Source organism: Ancylobacter defluvii (assembly GCF_018390605.1).
In the GTDB taxonomy this organism is placed as follows: Bacteria; Pseudomonadota; Alphaproteobacteria; order Rhizobiales; family Xanthobacteraceae; genus Ancylobacter; species Ancylobacter defluvii.
In genome coordinates, this window is the sequence record NZ_JAHBGD010000012.1 from 73305 (window position 1) to 92190 (window position 18886).

18 protein-coding genes are annotated in these 18886 nt (G+C 68.9%); 9 read left to right on the forward strand and 9 right to left on the reverse strand.

Annotated elements, in window-relative coordinates:
• Positions 1-6: 6 nt before the first annotated feature.
• A complete protein-coding gene (locus tag KHC24_RS08255) occupies positions 7-906 on the forward strand; it encodes a methyltransferase domain-containing protein (protein WP_213362165.1) in 900 nt (299 codons plus the stop codon).
• 22 nt (positions 907-928) lie between these two features.
• Here the strand turns inward: KHC24_RS08255 and mutT are convergent, their stop codons facing one another.
• The 3 genes from mutT to KHC24_RS08270 all read right to left on the reverse strand — a co-directional run bounded on the left by mutT (position 929) and on the right by KHC24_RS08270 (position 2962).
• Positions 929-1342, reverse strand: a complete 414-nt coding sequence (gene mutT, locus KHC24_RS08260) for an 8-oxo-dGTP diphosphatase MutT (protein WP_213362167.1) — start codon at positions 1340-1342, stop codon at positions 929-931.
• Complete coding sequence (argJ, locus tag KHC24_RS08265; protein WP_213362169.1) at positions 1339-2586, reverse strand: bifunctional glutamate N-acetyltransferase/amino-acid acetyltransferase ArgJ; 1248 nt, start codon at positions 2584-2586, stop codon at positions 1339-1341. The genes mutT and argJ overlap by 4 nt, the downstream gene beginning before the upstream one ends.
• A 154-nt stretch (positions 2587-2740) precedes the next feature.
• Positions 2741-2962 carry a putative antibiotic biosynthesis monooxygenase gene (locus KHC24_RS08270; protein WP_213362171.1) on the reverse strand — a complete coding sequence of 74 codons (222 nt, stop codon included), beginning with the start codon at positions 2960-2962 and terminating at the stop codon, positions 2741-2743.
• Between the two features lie 118 nt (positions 2963-3080).
• Between KHC24_RS08270 and KHC24_RS08275 the strand changes: the two genes are divergently transcribed.
• Positions 3081-3737, forward strand: a complete 657-nt coding sequence (locus KHC24_RS08275; RefSeq protein ID WP_213362184.1) for a TetR/AcrR family transcriptional regulator — start codon at positions 3081-3083, stop codon at positions 3735-3737.
• Positions 3738-3995: 258 nt separating this feature from the next.
• Here the strand turns inward: KHC24_RS08275 and KHC24_RS08280 are convergent, their stop codons facing one another.
• The gene (locus tag KHC24_RS08280; protein WP_213362186.1) at positions 3996-5027 is read right to left on the reverse strand and encodes a peptidylprolyl isomerase; all 1032 of its coding nucleotides are present in this window, start codon (positions 5025-5027) and stop codon (positions 3996-3998) included.
• Between the two features lie 376 nt (positions 5028-5403).
• On the opposite strand from KHC24_RS08280, the gene secA reads away from it, so the two are divergent.
• On the forward strand, positions 5404-8187 hold the full coding sequence (gene secA / locus KHC24_RS08285; protein WP_213362193.1) for a preprotein translocase subunit SecA: 2784 nt from the start codon (positions 5404-5406) through the stop codon (positions 8185-8187).
• On the forward strand, positions 8184-8567 hold the full coding sequence (locus tag KHC24_RS08290) for a nuclear transport factor 2 family protein (RefSeq protein WP_213362201.1): 384 nt from the start codon (positions 8184-8186) through the stop codon (positions 8565-8567). The genes secA and KHC24_RS08290 overlap by 4 nt, the downstream gene beginning before the upstream one ends.
• Positions 8568-8887: 320 nt before the next feature.
• Here KHC24_RS08290 and KHC24_RS08295 read toward each other — a convergent pair whose 3' ends face one another.
• From KHC24_RS08295 to KHC24_RS08310, 4 genes are all read right to left on the reverse strand, one after another.
• On the reverse strand, positions 8888-10498 hold the full coding sequence (locus KHC24_RS08295; RefSeq protein WP_246546403.1) for a L,D-transpeptidase family protein: 1611 nt from the start codon (positions 10496-10498) through the stop codon (positions 8888-8890).
• A gap of 206 nt (positions 10499-10704) precedes the next feature.
• Positions 10705-11658 carry an acetyl-CoA carboxylase carboxyltransferase subunit alpha gene (locus KHC24_RS08300; protein ID WP_213362210.1) on the reverse strand — a complete coding sequence of 318 codons (954 nt, stop codon included), beginning with the start codon at positions 11656-11658 and terminating at the stop codon, positions 10705-10707.
• Between the two features lie 265 nt (positions 11659-11923).
• Positions 11924-12940, reverse strand: coding sequence for a tyrosine recombinase (locus KHC24_RS08305; RefSeq protein ID WP_213362217.1), 1017 nt, complete (start codon positions 12938-12940; stop codon positions 11924-11926).
• A 34-nt stretch (positions 12941-12974) separates the two neighbouring features.
• On the reverse strand, positions 12975-13118 hold the full coding sequence (locus KHC24_RS08310) for a hypothetical protein (protein ID WP_213362219.1): 144 nt from the start codon (positions 13116-13118) through the stop codon (positions 12975-12977).
• Positions 13119-13293: 175 nt separating this feature from the next.
• On the opposite strand from KHC24_RS08310, the gene KHC24_RS08315 reads away from it, so the two are divergent.
• The 3 genes from KHC24_RS08315 (at position 13294) to KHC24_RS08325 (ending at position 16602) form a co-directional block, all read left to right on the forward strand.
• Positions 13294-13887 (forward strand): shikimate kinase, encoded by a 594-nt coding sequence (locus tag KHC24_RS08315; RefSeq protein WP_213362221.1) that lies wholly within the window; start codon positions 13294-13296, stop codon positions 13885-13887.
• Positions 13884-15020 (forward strand): 3-dehydroquinate synthase, encoded by a 1137-nt coding sequence (gene aroB, locus KHC24_RS08320; protein ID WP_213362223.1) that lies wholly within the window; start codon positions 13884-13886, stop codon positions 15018-15020. The genes KHC24_RS08315 and aroB overlap by 4 nt, the downstream gene beginning before the upstream one ends.
• 265 nt (positions 15021-15285) lie before the next feature.
• Entirely contained in the window at positions 15286-16602 is a 1317-nt protein-coding gene (locus KHC24_RS08325) for an HlyC/CorC family transporter (RefSeq protein WP_213362225.1), read from the forward strand.
• 116 nt (positions 16603-16718) lie between these two features.
• Here KHC24_RS08325 and KHC24_RS08330 read toward each other — a convergent pair whose 3' ends face one another.
• Entirely contained in the window at positions 16719-17015 is a 297-nt protein-coding gene (locus tag KHC24_RS08330) for a BolA family protein (protein WP_213362227.1), read from the reverse strand.
• 110 nt (positions 17016-17125) lie between these two features.
• Between KHC24_RS08330 and KHC24_RS08335 the strand changes: the two genes are divergently transcribed.
• Together KHC24_RS08335 and cobS are read left to right on the forward strand one after the other, a co-directional pair.
• Positions 17126-17746: a J domain-containing protein gene (locus tag KHC24_RS08335; RefSeq protein ID WP_213362229.1), complete on the forward strand. Its 621-nt coding sequence runs from the start codon at positions 17126-17128 to the stop codon at positions 17744-17746.
• 52 nt (positions 17747-17798) lie between these two features.
• Positions 17799-18785: a cobaltochelatase subunit CobS gene (gene cobS, locus KHC24_RS08340; RefSeq protein ID WP_213362243.1), complete on the forward strand. Its 987-nt coding sequence runs from the start codon at positions 17799-17801 to the stop codon at positions 18783-18785.
• Positions 18786-18886: the final 101 nt, after the last annotated feature.

Sequence of the window (18886 nt, forward strand, 5' to 3'; positions counted from 1 at the left end):
TCGCACATGTCCGGTCCCGAATCCTCAGCCCCCCATCAGATCTTCGATTCCCGCGCCCTCGCCGCCCGGCGGCGGCGGGCACTGGCGCTCGGCCCGGAAACCTTCCTCATCGACCGCGTCGCCGAGGACCTCGCCGACCGGCTCGGCGCGGTGAGCCGGCAATTCGCCGTCGCCGCCGATCTCGGCACACCCACCGCCGCCCTTGCCCGCGCCCTCGCCGCCATCCCGAGCATCGGCCGGCTGTTCACCTTCGGTCCGCCCGAGCGCGTGGACAACGATGCCGCGGCCGATCCGGAACTGCCGCCCTTCGGCCCGGCCTCGCTCGATCTGGTGGTTTCCGCCCTCGCGCTGCAGACGGTGAACGACCTGCCCGGCGCGCTGGCCCAGATCCGCCGCGCGCTGCGGCCGGACGGGCTGCTGCTGGCCTGCCTGTTCGGTGCCGGCACGCTGGCCGAGCTGCGCGAGGCTTTCGCCATTGCCGAGAGCGACACCACCGGCGGCATCTCGCCGCGGGTGGCGCCGTTTGCCGATTTGCGCGACCTCGGCGGCCTGGTCCAGCGCGCCGGCCTCGCCCTGCCGGTCACCGATGTCGACCGCGTGGTGGTGCGCTACGATCACCCGCTGGCGCTGATGGCCGACCTGCGCCGCATGGGCGCCGCCAACCCGCTCAACGCCCGCCGCCGCGCGCCGCTGCGCCGCGCCACGCTCGCCCGGCTGTTCGAGGTCTATGCCGAGCGCTTCGCCGATCCGGACGGGCGGCTGCGGGCAACGTTCGAGATCGCCTGGATTTCCGGCTGGGGCCCGCATGACAGCCAGCAGAAGCCGCTGCGCCCCGGCTCCGCCAAGCTGCGGCTCGCCGACGCGCTGAAGGCGGCGGAGCACAAGCTGCCCGGGGAAGGCTCCTAGAGCCTCGCTGAACCAAAGGGTTCTAGTCCCGCCCCGGCCCGAGCAGGTCGATGAGCACCGGAATCAGCGGCTCGTCGGCCGGTGGCATCGGATAGTCGCGCAGCCGGCCCGCCCGCACCCAGGCGAGCTTCTGGCCCTCGCGGCCTTGCGCCTGGCCATCCCAGCGCCGGCAGATCCACAGCGGCATCAGCAGCTGGAAGCTCTCATAGGTATGGCTGGCGAAGGTCAGCGGCGCCAGGCACGGCTCCTTCACCGTGATGCCGAGCTCCTCGGCGAGTTCGCGGATCAGGCATTCCTCCGGCCGCTCGCCGGGCTCGACCTTGCCGCCGGGAAATTCCCACAGGCCGGCGAGTTGCTTGCCTTCCGGCCGCTGGGCGAGCAGCACCCGCCCGTCGGCATCCACCAGTGCGCAAGCGGCGACCAGGACGAGCTTCACGACCGGTAGTCGCCGTTGATGGCGACATATTCCTTGGTGAGATCGCAGGTCATCACCCGGTCGGACGAGCCGCCGAGGCCGATGTCGACCTGGATGTCGATGACGTCGTTCTTCATATAGGTCGAGACCTGCGCCTCGTCATAAGAGGGATCGCGCGCGCCTTCATGGGCGACGCGGATGCCGCCAAACGAGATCGACAGCTTGTCGCGCTCGGCCGGCTCGCCGGCCTTGCCGACTGCCATGACGATGCGGCCCCAATTGGCGTCCTCGCCGGCCACCGCCGTCTTCACCAGCGGCGAATTGGCGATCGACATGGCGATGCGCCGCGCCGAGCGCTTGGAAGTGGCACCCGTCACCTCGATCTTCACCAGCTTGCGGGCGCCCTCGCCGTCGCGCGCCACCTGCTCGGCCAGATCGGCCAGCACCGTGGTCAGCGCCTTGCGGAAGGAGGACAGCCGCCGGTCGGTGGCCTCGGTGATGCGCGGGGCGCCGCGCTTTTCGGCCGTGCCGGTGGCGAACAGCATCAGCGTGTCGGAGGTCGAGGTGTCGCCATCGATGGTCACGGCGTTGAAACTGTCGGTGACCCCGCGCGACAGCAGCGCCTGCAGCGCGGGGGCGGCGATCGGCGCGTCGGTAAACACGAAGGACAGCATGGTGGCCATGTCCGGGGCGATCATGCCGGCGCCCTTGGCGATGCCGGCAATGGTCACGCTCACCCCGCCAATGCTGGCGGTGGCGGTGGCCAGCTTGGGAAAGGTGTCGGTGGTCATGATCGCCCGCGCCGGGTCGATCCAGGGCAGCGGCGCCAGCCGGGCGGCGGTCGCCTCGAGCACGCCGTCATATTTGGTGGCGTCGAGCGGCTCGCCGATTACCCCGGTGGAGGCAAGGAAGATTTCGGCCTCGGCACAACCCAGCGCCTTGGCGGCGATCTTGGCGGTCAGCGCGGTCGCCTCGCGGCCCTTCTGGCCGGTGAAGGCGTTGGCGTTGCCAGAATTCACCACCAGGCCGCGGGCGAGCCCGCCGGGCAGGTTGTCCCGGCACCACTCCACCGGCGCGGAAGGGCATTTCGACTTGGTGAACACCCCCGCCACCGTCGTGCCCTCGTCGAGCGCCAGCAACAGCACGTCGGTACGGCCCTTGTAGCGGATGCCCGCCGCCGCGGTGGCGAAGCGCACGCCCTCGATCGGGCCAACATCGGGAACGCTTTTGGGCGCGAGGGGGGAGACGGGAGCGTCATGGGCCATGCGGGGCAACTCCGGGCGGGAACGAGGCCGCACGGATGTGCCCCAAGCGCGCGACATCCGCAAGACGGGCGCGGCAAGACGGGCGCGCGGCAAGACGGCGACGCGCTCGTGGATGCGGAGGCTCCCGCCCGCCTCGGACGGGGGATGCCGGCGATCAGGGATGCAGCCAGAGGCTGAGATGACGGTGGATACGGGGGATCAGCACCCACACCATGGCCACCGCCATCACGGGCACCACCACCAGCGTGCGCATCCACAGCGGCCAGTCGGGCGTGAGGGGCATGACGGCGTAGAGCAGCGCGGTGACCAGCGGGTAGACCGCCAGCATCACAGCCACAGTGAAACGGGAGCGCGAGAAATTGGGTGCCTGTGCCATGGAGGACGCCTATACGAAACGGAACGTTTCGTATATTAAAACGATCCGTTTCGTTTTGTCAAGTTGAGGAACGGCGCTACAATGCAGCCCGGATGTCCGACCCGCAGAGCCTGCCGCCATGAATGACGCACCCGCCGAACCGAGGCCCGCCCTTCGCGACGACCGATCCGAGCCCGGCACGGCGCGCCCCGGCGCCGCCGGCCGCACCTCGGCGGGTCCCCGCCGGAGCAAGGCGTCCGCCGACGCCATCCTCGACGCTGCGCAGGACCTGCTCGCCGAGGCCGGCTATGCCGGCTTCTCCATCGAGCAGGTTGCGAAGCGCGCCGGCGCCGGCAAGCCGACCATCTATCGCTGGTGGAACGGCAAGGCGGCACTGTTGCTCGACGTCTATGCCCGCCAGAAGCTCGTGCTCACAGACGACGACACCGGCACGCTGGAGGGCGACCTCGCCTCCATGCTCTGCAGCGTCTCCCGGTTCTGGCGGGAGACACCGGCCGGCGACATCTTCCGCTCCATCATCGCCGAGGCCCAGTCCGAGCCATCGGCGCTCGAGGCGCTGCGCAGCTTCCTCGGCGAGCGGCGCCACCACGTCGCGGCGGTGTTCGAGCGCGCCCGCGCGCGCGGCGAGCTCGACGAGGGCTTCGACCTCGACACCACGCTCGACATCGTCAGCGGCTTCCTGTGGGCGCGGCTGCTGGTCCGCCGACTCGACGACGACCTCGAGGGGTTCAATTCCTTCGCCCGCCAGATCGCACGCGGCGTGACGCGGCGCTGAGCGACGGTCGGCGAACGCCCTGGGTCCGAGCAGTGCCCCGGCGGCCGGATGGAAGATGGCGAGCGGCCGGGGATGTGCGGAAATCGCCTTTCACGGGAAGTAACTCGGGGCGGGCGTCTCCGATGGCATCCGTTCCACCGTTCTCCGCGCAAGAAAAGTCGGCCTTGAACAATGCGAGAAGGCCGCCCAGCGCGCGCCGGACGGCCTCCCGTCACGTGGCCCGGACAGCGCCACGAAGCCGCCGCCCGGAGACCAAACTCACTGCGCCGGCTTCGGCGCCTCGGCGGGCGCGGCCGGCTGGGTGGTCAGGTCGGAAGGCTTCGGCGCCGCGGCGGTCTTCTCCACCTTGGCGGCGTCGCGGGTCTTCTGCACCGCGTCGGCCTGCGCCTTCTGCACCAGATACTGCTCGATCTGCGGCCGCACCTCGTCGAAGGTCGGCAGCGGCTTCTGGCGCTTCTCCTCCACCTTGATGACATGCCAGCCGAACTGGGTCTTCACCGGCTCGGAAATGTCGCCCGGCTTCATCGAGAACGCCTTCTCGGCGAATTCCGGCACCATCTGGTCCTTGGTGAAGAAGCCGAGATCGCCGCCATCCTGCTTGCCCGAGGGATCCTCGGTGAGCTCGCTGGCCAGCTTGGCGAAATCCTCGCCCTTCTTCAGCCGCGCCTCGACGTCCTTGGCCTTCTTCTCCGCCGCCTCGGAGGCCGCCTTGTCGTTGGCGTCGGCGCGGAACAGGATGTGGCGCGCATGCACCTCCTCTTCCGGCTTCTGCTGCTTCAGCGCTTCTTCATAGGTCTTCTTCAGCGCCTCGTCGGTCACCGCCGCCTTCGCCGCCTGCTCCAGCGCCGCCTGCATCAGCACGCGCTTCTTGATGAAGTCGAGCTGGCGCTTGAAATCCTCGGTCTCGTCCAGCTTCTGCACCTCGGCCGCCTGGGCCATGGCGGTGAGGTCGATCAGGAAGCCGAGCACATATTCGTCGCGGGCCGGGCCCTGGATCTGCGGCGGCAGGTTCGGCCCCAGCTCGACGGCGGCAGCGGTCACGTCGGCGCGGGTGATCGCCGTGCCGTTGACGGTGGCGAGCACGGTGTCGGCGGCCTGCGCGGGCGCGGCTTGTGCGGGAGCGGCTTGTGCGGGAGCGGCCTGTGCGGGAGCCGCAGGCGCCGTCTGCGCCTGAACGGGGGCGCCCGGCAGGACGAGCGCGGCGCCGAGGATCAGGGCGAGCGCACCGGCGCCCATCAGGGCGCGCGCGCGGATCGGCGCCTTGGTGGCGTGCGGACGGGTGGGGGTCATGGAAAGCGTTCCTCGCAGGTTTGCGGTTGTCCGCGGTACGGGCGGGCGAAAGCTGGCCCGGAACGTGGTCGGTTGCAAGCGCCCCTCTCTCCGGTATCGGCATGAAAAGGGCGTCGCGCCTGCGATTGACAACCCCTAAACCCGTTCATAAGTGTGGCACGCACCGCGAAGCCTTCCGGTCGCTCGCGTCTTTGTGACGCTGGCGACCGCTCGCGAGGCGTGTCGGCTTCGTTCGAAAGACCCATTTCGGCCGCAAAAGGGGTTTCGGTGAACCGGCAGATGCTCCCGGCCGGCGGGAGCCTGCGACAAGCGGGGCCGGCGGCCCGTCACCGCCGCGCTTCGTTCTCCGACTTGGCGGGAACGGATTGGAAGCCTCATGTTCGGCGCTCTCGCGCGAAAGCTCTTCGGATCGGCCAATGACCGCCGCGTGCGCGGCTACCAGCCGAAAGTCGCCGCCATCAACGCGCTCGAGCCGGAGCTGGTGAAGCTGACCGACGAGGAACTGCGCGCCCGCACCGCGCAGTTCAAGGAGCAGTTCGCCAATGGCACCAGCCTCGACGACCTGCTGGTGCCCGCTTTCGCCACCGTGCGCGAGGCCGCCCGGCGCGCGCTCGGCCAGCGGCATTTCGACGTCCAGCTCATCGGCGGCATGGTGCTGCACGAGCGCGGCATCGCCGAGATGCGCACCGGCGAAGGCAAGACGCTGGTCGCCACCGCCCCGGTCTATCTCAACGCGCTGACCGGCAAGGGCGTGCATGTCGTCACCGTGAACGACTACCTCGCGCGCCGTGACGCCGAATGGATGAGCCGCGTCTACCGCTTCCTCGGCCTCTCCACCGGCATCATCGTCCACGGCATGGACGACAATGAGCGCCGCGAGGCCTATGCCTGCGACATCACCTACGCCACCAATAACGAGCTCGGCTTCGACTATCTGCGCGACAACATGAAGTACGAGCTGAACCAGATGGTGCAGCGCCCGCATTATTTCGCAGTGGTCGACGAGGTCGATTCGATCCTGGTCGACGAGGCGCGGACGCCGCTGATCATCTCCGGCCCGCTCGACGACCGCTCGGATTTCTACAACACCATCGACACCTACATTCCAAAGCTGTCGAAGCAGGATTACGACGTCGACGAGAAGCAGCGCTCCGTCGCCCTGACCGAGGGCGGCATGGAGAAGATCGAGACCCTGCTGCGCGACGCCGGCCTGCTCAAGGGCGACAGCCTGTACGACGTCGAGAACGTCTCGGTGGTGCACCACGTCAACCAGGCGCTGCGCGCCCACACGCTGTTCCAGCGCGACAAGGACTACATCGTCCGCAATGACGAGGTGGTCATCATCGACGAGTTCACCGGCCGCATGATGCCGGGCCGCCGCTACTCCGAGGGCCTGCATCAGGCGCTGGAGGCCAAGGAGCGCGTGCAGGTCCAGCCGGAAAACCAGACTCTGGCCTCCATCACCTTCCAGAACTACTTCCGCATGTATGAGAAGCTGGCCGGCATGACCGGCACGGCGAATACCGAGGCGGCGGAGTTCCAGGACATCTACAATCTCGAAGTCATCGAGATCCCGACCAACCTGCCGGTCAAGCGTATCGACGACGACGACGAGGTCTACCGGACGGCGAACGAGAAATACAACGCCATCATCGAGCTGATCACCGACTGCAAGCAGCGCGGCCAGCCGGTGCTGGTCGGCACCACCTCGATCGAGAAGTCCGAACTGCTCGCCGAACTGCTCAAGAAGCGCGGCTTCAAGCAGAAGGACTTCAGCGACCCGGACGCCTTCCGCCCGCTTTATGACGGCGATCAGGGCAAGGCCGACGACAAGGTGTTCGCGGTGCTGAACGCCCGCCACCACCAGCAGGAATCCTACATCGTCGCCCAGGCCGGCGTGCCCGGCGCCATCACCATCGCCACCAACATGGCCGGCCGCGGCACCGACATCCAGCTCGGCGGCAATGCCGACATGCGCATCTCGCACGAGCTTGCCGACCTGCCCGAGGGCGAGCAGCGCGCCAGCGCTGAGCAGGCCATCCGCGACGAGATCGCGCGGCTGAAGAAGAAGTCGCTGGAGGCGGGCGGGCTCTACGTCATCGGCACCGAGCGCCACGAGAGCCGACGCATCGACAACCAGCTGCGCGGTCGTTCCGGCCGTCAGGGCGATCCCGGCCACTCGCATTTCTTCCTGTCGCTGGAAGACGACCTGATGCGCATCTTCGGGTCGGACCGGCTCGACGGCATGCTGCAGAAGCTCGGCCTCAAGGAAGGCGAGGCGATCATCCATCCCTGGATCAACCGGGCGCTGGAGAAGGCGCAGCAGAAGGTCGAGGCGCGCAACTACGACATCCGCAAGAACCTGCTGAAATACGACGACGTGATGAACGACCAGCGCAAGGTGGTGTTCGAGCAGCGCGTCGAGCTGATGCAGGACGAGGACGTCGCCGAGACCGTCGCCGAGATGCGCCACGGCATCATCGAGGACATCGTCGCCAAGCACGTGCCGCCCACCGCCTATCCCGAGCAATGGGATACCGCCGGGCTTGCCGAGCAGCTGCGTAACGTGCTCGGCCTCGACCTGCCGGTGGTCGAGTGGGGCCACGAGGAAGGCATCGCCGACGAGGAGCTGCGCCAGCGCATCCAGGCCCGCGCCGACGAGGCGATGGCGGCGAAGGCGGCCAAATACGGCCCCGAGATCATGCGCTATGTCGAGAAGTCGATCCTCTTGCAGACGCTCGACCATCTCTGGCGCGAGCATCTCGTCACCCTCGACCATCTGCGCCAGGTGATCGGCCTGCGCGGCTACGGCCAGCGCGACCCGCTGAACGAGTACAAGTCGGAAGCCTTCCAGCTGTTCGAGGCGATGCTCGCCAGCCTGCGCGAGGCGGTCACCGCCCAGCTGATGCGGGTGGAGATCATGACCGCGCCGCCGCCGGAGGAGCCGCCGATGATGAGCGCGCATCATATCGATGCCATGACCGGCGAAGACGAGTTCGCTCAACTGGCCGGTGAGAGTTTCGACGCGGCGACCCTCGCCCCGGCGGAGCCGGCCCGCGACCCGAGCGACCCGGCGAGCTGGGGCCGTGTGGGACGCAACGAGCCCTGTCCCTGCGGCTCCGGCCTGAAATACAAGCACTGCCACGGCCGCTTCACATGATCGCGGCGGCCGGCATCCTCGACGAGATCGCCGCGGCGGAGGAGCGCCTCCGCCTGGCGGCGCTCGCCGGCGACGTCGCGGCGCTCGATGCCCTGCTGGCCGACGACATGGTGTTCGTCGACATGTCCGGCCGCATCCTCGACAAACAGGCCGACCTCGACCTGCACCGCTCGGGCACGCTGCGGCTGCACCGCGTCGCCTTCTCCGATCTGCGGATCCGCGCGCTCGACGCGCACAACGTCCACACGGTGCTACGCGCCGATGCCGAGGGCATCGCCGGGGGCGTGCCGTTCACCGCGGCGCTGCGATTCAGCCGGGTGTGGCGCCTGACGGCCTCCGGCTGGCGGGTGGCCGCCATCCACAGCTGTGCCATCGCCTGAGCGTCGGGCTCTGGCAAGGAGACGGGTTGCGCACGGCCCCGGCGCCTTCCCTCCGCTCGCCAGGTAAAGGCTAAGGAGCCCCTCGGCACACCGCGCTGCGCGGATAATCATCCGCCGGTGCCGCCCCTTCGCTCCACCGCGAGGCGGAGAACCGGCCGCCCCTGAGACGCGCGCACTCACCACCTTTCCGGCAAAGACAGCGGCACCCTCGGCAGCCCCCTCCACCGGCGATCGCGCTGGACAACCGCCAACGAAAAAAGGCGCCGGCCGGTTTGGCGGGCGCCTTTTTTCTTGATGGATTGTCACCAGAGAGAGGGGCGCTACTGCACCGCCGCAGACGAGGAGAACGTTCCCGTCGACAGGATCGAGGCACCGGGCAGCGCGCCATTGGATGCCGGCGCGGCGGCGGCAATCGGCGTCGGGGCACTGACCGGTGCGCTCGCCGCAGCGACGGGCGCGACACCCGAAGTTGCCCGGCCCACCTGCGGCTGCGGCGTGGCAGCCGGGGCAGCGGCCCGCGGCGCCGACGGACGCACCGGCGGCACCGGCACATCGGCGGGGGCGACAGCGGAGGCCGCCGGCGCGGGAGCCGGCTCGGCGCTTTTGCCTGTCAGCCAGTTGCTAAGGGCGGAAAGACCCGAAGGCGCCGGCGACTCGGCAGCAGGCGAAGCCGCGGCGGCGGGCGCCAGCGGCACGGCCGGTTCGGCCGGCGTCTCGCTGCGGCCGAGCAGGCGGTTCACGCTGGCAAGCAGCCCACTTGAAGCGCCGCCCTGGTCGAGGGAGGCCACCTGTGCGGTCGGTGCCGGGGCGGGACGCCCGAACAGCGACATTTCGCTGGTGGAGGCCAGTTGCGGGGCAAGGCCGGCCGGCGCATCGGCAGGGCGCGGCTCCGGCAGCGGCACATTGGCGGCCATCGGCACCTGGTCGGCGGTGGCCAGCGCGATGCTGTCGGCCGGCGCCGGCTCGTTGGTGGCGACGCCGTAATCCGAGCCGGGCGGCTTCACCACCGCCGGCAGCGAACCCGGTGCCTTGGCCTGCGGGTTGGCCAGTTTGGCGAGGAACACCTTGTTCATGCCGCCATCCTTGCCGGTCTTCACCGGCGCGGCAGGCATGGAGGCGGAGGCTATCTTCTGCGAATCCGTCGCCTTGCGCGCCGCGATCGCCTCGCCGAGCCCGCCCGGCTGCGTGAATTCCGGGCACGGCGCGTTGGGATCGAAGCGGGCGTTCGGGTCCGCCGGGGTGGCGTTGAACACATAGCGCCGGCCGCAGACATCGACCTTGGGCAGCTGCCGCGTCACCTCGAAGGTATCGCTGCCCTCTTTCAGCATGCGCCAGAAGGCCAGGTTCGGGTTGTTGCGGTGGCGGGCGAGATTGTCGGCCGTCATGTGGAACGGATAGGCCTGCACCTGGAAGGCGCGCTGCCCGCCCTGGAAGCTTTCGCGCCCCAGCGCGAAGATCTCCTGGATCTGCTCGTCGGTCATCGCGTAGCAGCCGGCCGAGGAGCAGTCGCCATGCACCATCAGATGCGCGCCGGTGCGGCCCCAGGCGCGGTCATAGGCATTGGGAAAGCCGAGATTGAAGGAGAGATAGTAGCTGGAGTTCGGGTTCATCTGGCCCGGGGTGATGGTGTAGAAGCCTTCCGGCGCCTGCCGGTCGCCTTCCTTCACCTTGGGGCCGAGCTCGCCGGACCAGCGGCAGATCGGGTAGGTCTTCAGGAGCGCGTACTCGCCCGAAGTGTTTTCCTTCCACACTTCGAGCTCGGATTCTTCCTTGTAGATGCGCACCACGATGGGGCTGTCCTTCGACATGCCCTTCTCGCTGATGAGGGCGAGCGTCTGCGGGCTCAGCGCCTTCATCGCCTTGGCGTTGACGGAGGGACCGCCGTCGCCGGTGCAGCCGGCAAGCGCCAGCGCCGCCGCGCCTGCGAGCATGAGCGCCCGGAGGCGCGCGCCCGCTGAAAGATATGCGGGCCGTGAAGAAGCCGATGGGCTCAACGCGAAACTCCCCGTCAATCCCGGTCCGTCAATCCCGGTCACCAAGACGCGACAGCCTAGAGGGTTATCCTTGCCAGACCGTTACCGCAAGAGCCCGGCCGGCACGCACTCCCCTCGCCTTCTTCCGCAAGGCGCCACCGGCGCTAGAGGCTGCGGCCGATGGCGAGGAACTTCTCGCGCCGCGCCTTGCGCAGCCCCGCCGGATCGAGCCCGTCGAGTTCGTGAAGCGCCGATTCGATGGCGTCGCCCGCCCCGTCCATCGCCTTTTCCGGGTTGCGATGGGCGCCCCCCGCCGGCTCGGGGATGATCTGGTCGACGATGTGGAACCTCTGCAGGTCCTGGGCGGTGATCTTCATGTTGGTCGCCGCCTCCTGCGCCTTGGCGGTGTCGCGCCACAGGATCGAGGCCGCCCCCTCCGGCGAGATCACGCTGTAGATGGCGTGTTCCAGCATCAGCACCCGGTTGGTGGTGGCGATGGCGATGGCACCGCCCGAGCCGCCCTCGCCGATGATCACCGCCACGTTCGGCACGCCGAGCGACAGGCAGACATCGGTGGAACGGGCGATCGCCTCGGCCTGGCCGCGTTCCTCGGCGTCGAGGCCGGGAAACGCGCCGGCGGTGTCGACCAGCGAGATCACCGGCAACTGGAAGCGGTCGGCCATCTCCATCAGGCGCACCGCCTTGCGGTAGCCTTCCGGTCGCGCCATGCCGAAATTGTGCTTGATGCGGGTCTCGGTGGTGGAGCCCTTCTCATGGCCGAGCAGCATCACCGCCCGGCCGCGGAAGCGCGCCGGCCCGCCGATGATCGCCTCGTCCTCGCCGAACAGCCGGTCGCCGGCCAGCGGGGTGAACTCCTCGAACAGATAGGAGGCGTAATCGAGAAAATGCGGGCGCAGCGGATGGCGCGCCACCGAGGTCTTCTGCCAGGGGCTGAGGTTGGCGTAGAGCTGGAACAGCGCCTCGTTGGCCTTGGTCTCCAGCCGCGCGATGTCGTCGCCGATGGCGACGGCGTCGCCCTGCGCGGACATGGCGCGCAATTCCTCCAGCTTGGCCTCGAGCTCGGCCACGGGCTTCTCAAAATCGAGGTAACTGCGCATCGCTGATCGGCAAATCCGGCTGTGGTGAAGAAGGACCGTCCGGTCGGGCGGCCCACGATTGCGCGCGGAAGCTGCCCCGAGAGGGTGGCGACGTCAAGGCAAGGTGCCGCATACGCCGACGCAAAGCCGCCCAGCCTGCCGATTCCGCGTCATTCCGTCTCGCCGGTGGGCGGGATTCGTGCTCCAGCGGCCGTCTACTTCCCGGCCGCCGGCACATAAGCTCCTTCAATCGCCGCTCGCTCGCGGAGATTCCCCGGTGCTGCCGCTACTCCGCCTCGCCGTCGGCAAGCGGGTGCAGGTCGCGCACCAGGCTCTTCAGCCGGTCGTCGAGCACATGGGTGTAGATCTGCGTGGTCGAGATGTCGGAATGGCCGAGCAGCGTCTGCACCATGCGCAGTTCCGCGCCATGGGCGAGCAGATGGCTGGCGAAGGCGTGGCGCAGAACGTGCGGGGAGAGTTTGGCGGCATCGATGCCGGAAGCGGCCGCCAGGTCCTTCAGGTCGAGCGCCACCTGCTGGCGGGTGACATGGCCGCTGGCGGCGGAGGATGGAAACAGCCAGCGCGCCTCCTCCTTGGCGCCCGCCTTGTTGGCCCCGGCCTCCTTGGCACCCGTCGCCTTCGTGGCCGCCCGGCCCTTCTCCTCCCGCTCCTTCTCCTTACCGGCCCGCGCCGCGGCAAGCGCGGTGCGATAGGTCGCCATGGCGACGCGGGCGGGCTCGCCAAGCGGTACCAGCCGCTCCTTGTTGCCCTTGCCGCGCACGATGATGGCGTCGCCCTTGGCCCGCGCCGCCGCCGCCGGCAACGCCGCCAGCTCGGAGACGCGCAGCCCGGTCGCGTAGAGCAGCTCGACGAAACAGGCGACCCGCGCCCGCCGCGCCCCTTCCGCCGGCGAGGACGCCGCCGCGGCCGCCCGCTCATGCGCGGTCTCGATCAGCCGCGTCACCTCGGCAAGGCTCAGCACCTTGGGCAGCGGCCGGCCGCGCTTGGGGCCCTCCAGCACCGCGGCGGGATCGTCGCCGCGATAGCCCTCGACATAGAGGAAGCGGTGGAACTGCCGCAGCGCCGACAGCCGCCGCGCCACGGTGGCGCCCTTCAGCCCGCGCCGGGTCAGCTCGGCGAGATAGGCGCGGATATCCGGCGTACCGCACCCGGCCGCCTTGTCCTGCCCGCCGAGGAACTCGGCATAATCGTCGAGATCGCGCTGGTAGGCGGCGAGCGTATTGGCGCTCGCCCCGCGCTCGGCGGCGAGCATGTCGAGGAACAGCGCGACCGGACGGCCCATCGGCACACCCTATTGTTTGGCGAAACGCCGCCGCCTATTTGGCGAAACGCTCCTGCGGCACCGGCACGCTCATCTCGCGCTTCTGCGGCTCGACGAGAGTGGCGAGCGACCACATGATCCCATAGGCGACCCCGCCGAGGACGGCGAGCACCACGAGAAGACGGATCAGGCTCGGCATAGGCTCTCGCGCCTCCGGTCAGGCGGACGAATCGGAACGGCGGATCGCCGGCCATGCTAGTGCGTTTCAGCGACGGGACGAAAGCCCGCCATCCGTCGGTCCCACGCGCCCGGCCTCCGCCGCGCGATTGCATCGCAAGGTGCCGGATGCTAGGTCGCCCGGCGAGAGGGACTGCATGACCACCACGCCCGGCGACACCAAGGCGGACGCGCTGCGCGCGCATCTCGGCGCGCGCTCGATCGTGCTCGTCGGCATGATGGGCGCCGGCAAATCCTCGGTCGGCAAGCGGCTGGCCAAACGCCTCGGCCTGCCCTTCTCCGATGCCGACATCGAAATCGAGCAGGCCGCCGGCATGACCATACCGGAGATCTTCGCCCATCACGGCGAACCGGCCTTCCGCGACGGCGAGAAGCGCGTCATCGCCCGGCTGCTGGAGGCCGGGCCGATGGTGCTCGCCACCGGCGGCGGGGCCTGGATGAATGCCGAGACCCGCGAGATGGTGGCACGCCACGGCGTCTCCGTCTGGCTCAAGGCGGAGCTCGACGTGCTGATGCGCCGCGTGCGCCGGCGCGACGATCGCCCGCTGCTCAAGACCGCCGATCCCGAGGGCACGCTGGCCGGCCTCATGGAGCAGCGCTATCCGGTCTATGCCGGCGCGCATGTCACCGTGGTCTCGCACGACGTGCCGCAGGAAGTGATGGTCGAGACGGTAATCGACGCGCTGATGCAGCATCTGGGCGCGCCCAGCTCGATGGGAGAACACACGTGACCGCTGCCGCCACTCTCGACCGCCCCGACACCACGCGCCTGAGCGTCGGCCTCGGCGCGCGCAGCTACGACATCGTCATCGGCGCCGGCCTCATCGCCGAAGCCGGCGCGCGCATCGCCGCGCTGCGCCCCGGCGCGCGGGTCGGCATCGTCAGCGACGCCAATGTCGCCGAGCGCCACCTCGCCGCCGTCGAGGAGAGCCTGAAGGCGGCCGGCCTCGTCCCCGCCACCGTCATCATCCAGCCGGGCGAGAAGTCGAAGAACTTCGCCACCTTCGAGGAGGTGGTCGATGCCCTCATCGCCGCCCGCATCGAGCGGCGCGACCTGGTGCTGGCGCTCGGCGGCGGCGTTGTGGGCGATCTTGCCGGCTTCGCGGCGGCGGCGCTGCGGCGCGGCGTCGATTTCGTGCAGCTGCCGACCAGCCTGCTGGCGCAGGTGGATTCCTCGGTCGGCGGCAAGACCGGCATCAATTCGCGCCACGGCAAGAACCTCGTCGGCGCCTTCCACCAGCCGATCCTGGTGCTGGCCGATGCCGACGCGCTGAACACCCTGCCGCTGCGCGAATTCCGCGCCGGCTATGCCGAAGTCGCAAAGTACGGCCTGATCGACAACGCCCCCTTCTTCGCCTGGCTGGAGCGCAAGTGGCAGGAAGTGTTCGCCGGCGGGCCCGCCCGCACCGAGGCGATCGCCACCAGCTGCGCCTCCAAGGCGGCCGTGGTGGCCCGCGACGAGTTCGAGACCGGCGACCGCGCCTTGCTCAATCTCGGCCACACCTTCGGCCATGCGCTGGAGGCCGGCGCCGGCTTCTCCCAGCGCCTCTTGCATGGCGAGGCGGTGGCGGTGGGCATGGCGCAGGCTTTCCGCTTCTCCGCCGAGCAGGGCTTGTGCACCGCCGAGGATGCCCGGCGCGTCGAGGCGCATCTCCACGCCGTCGGCCTGCCGACCCGCATCAGGAACATTCCCGGCGAACTGCCCGACACCGACGGGCTGATGAACCTCATCGCCCAGGACAAGAAGGTCTCGCGCGGCGCGCTGACCTTCATCCTGGTGCGCGGCATCGGCCAGGCCTTCATCGCCGGCGACGTCGATCCGCAAGCGATCCGCCGCTTCCTGGAAGCCGAGCGGGCGGCCTAGCCGCGCGGCGGCGGCAAGACCGCGTCACCCCGGCCAGGACGGGTGGGTTCCGAACCCGCCATCGCTCTTGAGCCCCCCGCCCGCGGCCGCCAACGGACCGTTTTTGATCCGAGACGCCCCGCACGGGTTGATACGGGCAGGCCCGAGCCCCGCATCCGGCAACCGATGGCAAGGACCGGCGATTTCGGCCCGGCCCATTCAGCGGGCGTCGCTCGCCGCCCGGATGCGCATTATGCTTCGATGACCGCAGCCTGAGGAGAACCCCATGATCATCAGCGATTGGCTCGCGCTCGGCGCGGTCGTCATCTGCCTGATGCTGTCCTTCTTCTTCTCGGGCAGTGAAACCGCGCTCACCGCCGCCTCCAAGGCACGCATGCACGCGCTGGAGAAGAACGGCGACGCCCGCGCCGCGCTGGTCAACCGCATGATGGCGCTGCGCGAACGCCTCATCGGCGGCATCCTGCTCGGCAATAATCTCGTCAACATCGCCGCCTCCTCGCTGGCCACCGGCCTGCTGCTCGACTGGTTCGGCACCGCCGGCATCGCCTATGCGACCATCGGCATGACGGCGGTCATCGTCATCTTCTCCGAGGTACTGCCCAAGACCATCGCCATCAACCACCCTGAGCGCGTCGCCCTTGCGGTGGCACGGCCGATCCGCTTCGCCGTCGGCCTGTTCGGACCGCTCACCCTCGCCATCGAGACGCTGGTGCGCCGGCTATTGCGCGTGATCGGCCTGGAGGTCGGCAAGACCCGAAGCGTGCTCTCCGGCGCCGAGGAGTTGCGCGGCGCCGTCGACCTGCTGCACCGCGAGGGCAGCGTGGTGAAGGACGAGCGCGACATGCTGGGCGGCCTGCTCGACCTCAACGAGCTCGAAGTGTCCGACATCATGGTCCACCGCACCAAGATCATGAGCCTTGATCTCGACGAGCCGCCGGATCAGCTGGTGCGCGAGGTGCTCGCCTCGCCCTTCACCCGCATCCCGCTGTGGCGGGACAAGCCGGACAACATCGTCGGCGTGCTGCATGTGAAGGACCTGCTGCGCGAATTGCAGGCGCTCGGCAACGACGTCGCGCAGCTGGATATCGAGAAGATCGCCGCCGAGCCGTGGTTCGTGCCGGACGTCACCACGCTCGCCGACCAGTTGAAGGCGTTCCGCCGCCGCAAGCAGCATTTCGCCCTCGTCGTCGACGAGTATGGCGAGGTGATGGGCCTCGTCACGCTGGAGGACATATTGGAGGAGATCGTCGGCGACATCGCCGACGAGCACGACGTCGCCTTCACCGGCGCCCGCCGCCATCCGGACGGCTCGGTCAATGTCGAGGGCAGTGTGGCGATCCGGGACCTCAACCGCGCCATGGGGTGGGCGCTGCCCGACGAGGAGGCGACCACGCTGGCCGGCCTGGTCATCCACGAGGCGCGCATCATCCCCGAGCCCGGCCAGGCCTTCATCTTCCACGGTTTCCGCTTCCAGATCATGCGCAAGCAGCGCAACCGCATCACGTTGATCCGCGTAGTGCCGCTGGACGCCGCGCGCCTGCCGCCGGCAGCCGCCGTCCGGGTGCGGCGCGTCCAGGCCTGAGCTTACCGGTATCGAGAGCCGGCCGGGGCGGCCGCCATGGAAAAACCGCGCCGATCCACCATATAGCGGCGTACCGGCCCTTCGGGCCGCCCGCGCCGGACCCGTTCGCCCGGTGCCTATTCCCCGGGAGCTTTTGCCTCGATCGCCAGCGCGTGCAAACCGCCGGTCAGTTCGGCGGCGAGCAGGCCGTTGACCATGCGGTGGCGGGCGAGCCGCCCCTGCCCGGCAAAGGCGGCCGAGACGATGAGGATGCGAAGATGGGTGAGTTGGCCCGGCCGGTGTCCGCCATGGCCCTCGTGGCGGTGGCTCTCGTCGATGAGTTCGAGGACGCTCGGCGAAAGATCGGCCAGCGCCGCACGCACGCGGGCGAGCCGGGCGGCGACGGCGTCGCCGGAAATGGGATCGGTGCTCATGAAGAGTGCGCTATCCGCCGCACAGTCCCGCGTCAATATCGCCACACAGGACGGTGACGTCCTTTTGGTTTCTTGTATACCTGCCCCCGCATCAGCATAATCGTCCGATCATGAAGCTCGACTCCCCGATATTCGATCGCATCCGCGTGAAGCCGGACCGCGATCGCCGCCCGAAGGCGGAAGGCCCCGTCTGCGAATGGGCGGGGTGCTGCAACGCGTCGACGCACCGCGCGCCCAAGGGCCGGCAGCAGGAAGGCCAGTTCTGGCGCTTCTGCTTCGATCATGTGCGCGAGTACAACCAGTCCTACAATTATTTCGCCGGGATGAAGGACGACGCCGTCGCCGCCTATCAGAAGGACGCGCTGACCGGCCATCGCCCGACCTGGAAGATGGGCCAGAATGGCGGCAACAAGGGCCGTCGCGGCGGCCCGCAGGACCACCAGCCGGAAAATTTTGCCGATCCGTTCGGCATGTTCGGCGAGATGGGCGGCGCCCACCGCCCGGATCCCGAGCCGCCGCGCGAGAGCCGGATGATCCGCAATGCCGAGCGGCGCGCCTTCGAGAGCCTAGGCCTCGAATTCAGCGCGACCACGGAGGAGATCAAGGCGCGCTTCAAGGAGCTCGTGAAGCGATTCCATCCGGATGCCAATGGCGGCGACACCTCGACGGAGGATCGCCTGCGCGACGTCATCCAGGCTTATAACCACCTCAAGAGTACCGGCTTCTGCTAGAACCCGGCCTTGGCCAGCCCAGCCCGCGGTTCGACGCGGCAACGGAGGAAGAATGACCGCCTCGCTTAACGCAGCTCCGGCGCTGCCCGACATGAAGGTCTCGGTGCGTCAGGTGTTCGGCCTCGACGTCGATCTCGAAGTGCCGGCCTATGCCGAACCCGACGAATATGTGCCGGACATCGACCCGGACTATCTGTTCGACCGCCCGACCACCCTCGCCATCCTTGCCGGCTTCGCGCATAACCGCCGCGTGATGGTTACCGGCTATCACGGCACCGGAAAGTCGAGCCACATCGAGCAGGTCGCCGCCCGCCTCAACTGGCCATGCATCCGCGTCAATCTCGACAGCCACATCAGCCGTATCGACCTAATCGGCAAGGACGCCATCGTGGTGAAGGACGGCCTGCAGGTCACCGAGTTCCGCGACGGCATCCTGCCCTGGGCCTACCAGAACAACGTCGCGCTGGTGTTCGACGAGTATGACGCCGGCCGCCCGGACGTGATGTTCGTCATCCAGCGCGTGCTGGAGAGCGCCGGCCGCCTGACGCTGCTCGACCAGAACCGCGTCATCCGCCCGCACGGCGCCTTCCGGCTGTTCTCCACCGCCAACACCATCGGCCTCGGCGACACCACCGGCCTCTATCACGGCACCCAGCAGATCAACCAAGCGCAGATGGACCGCTGGTCCATCGTCACCACGCTGAACTATCTGGCGCATGACAAGGAGGTCGATATCGTGGCCTCCAAGGCCAAGCACTTCCAGACCACGGAAGGCCGCGACACCGTCTCGCGCATGGTGCGCCTCGCCGACCTCACCCGCCAGGCCTTCATCAATGGCGACCTGTCGACGGTGATGAGCCCGCGCACCGTGATCACCTGGGCGGAGAATGCCGAGATCTTCAAGGAGCTCGGCTTCGCCTTCCGCGTGACCTTCCTCAACAAGTGCGACGAGCTGGAGCGCTCGCTGGTGGCCGAGTTCTACCAGCGCTGCTTCGGCAAGGAACTGCCGGAATCGGCGGTGAACGTCGTCCTGTCCTGAGGAGGACGCGGCCGCCTCTCGGCTCGCCTTCTTCTCCCTCTCCCCATCGGGGAGAGGGGTGGGGTGAGGGGTCTTCTTGGCCTCCCGACGCAGTCCCCCAC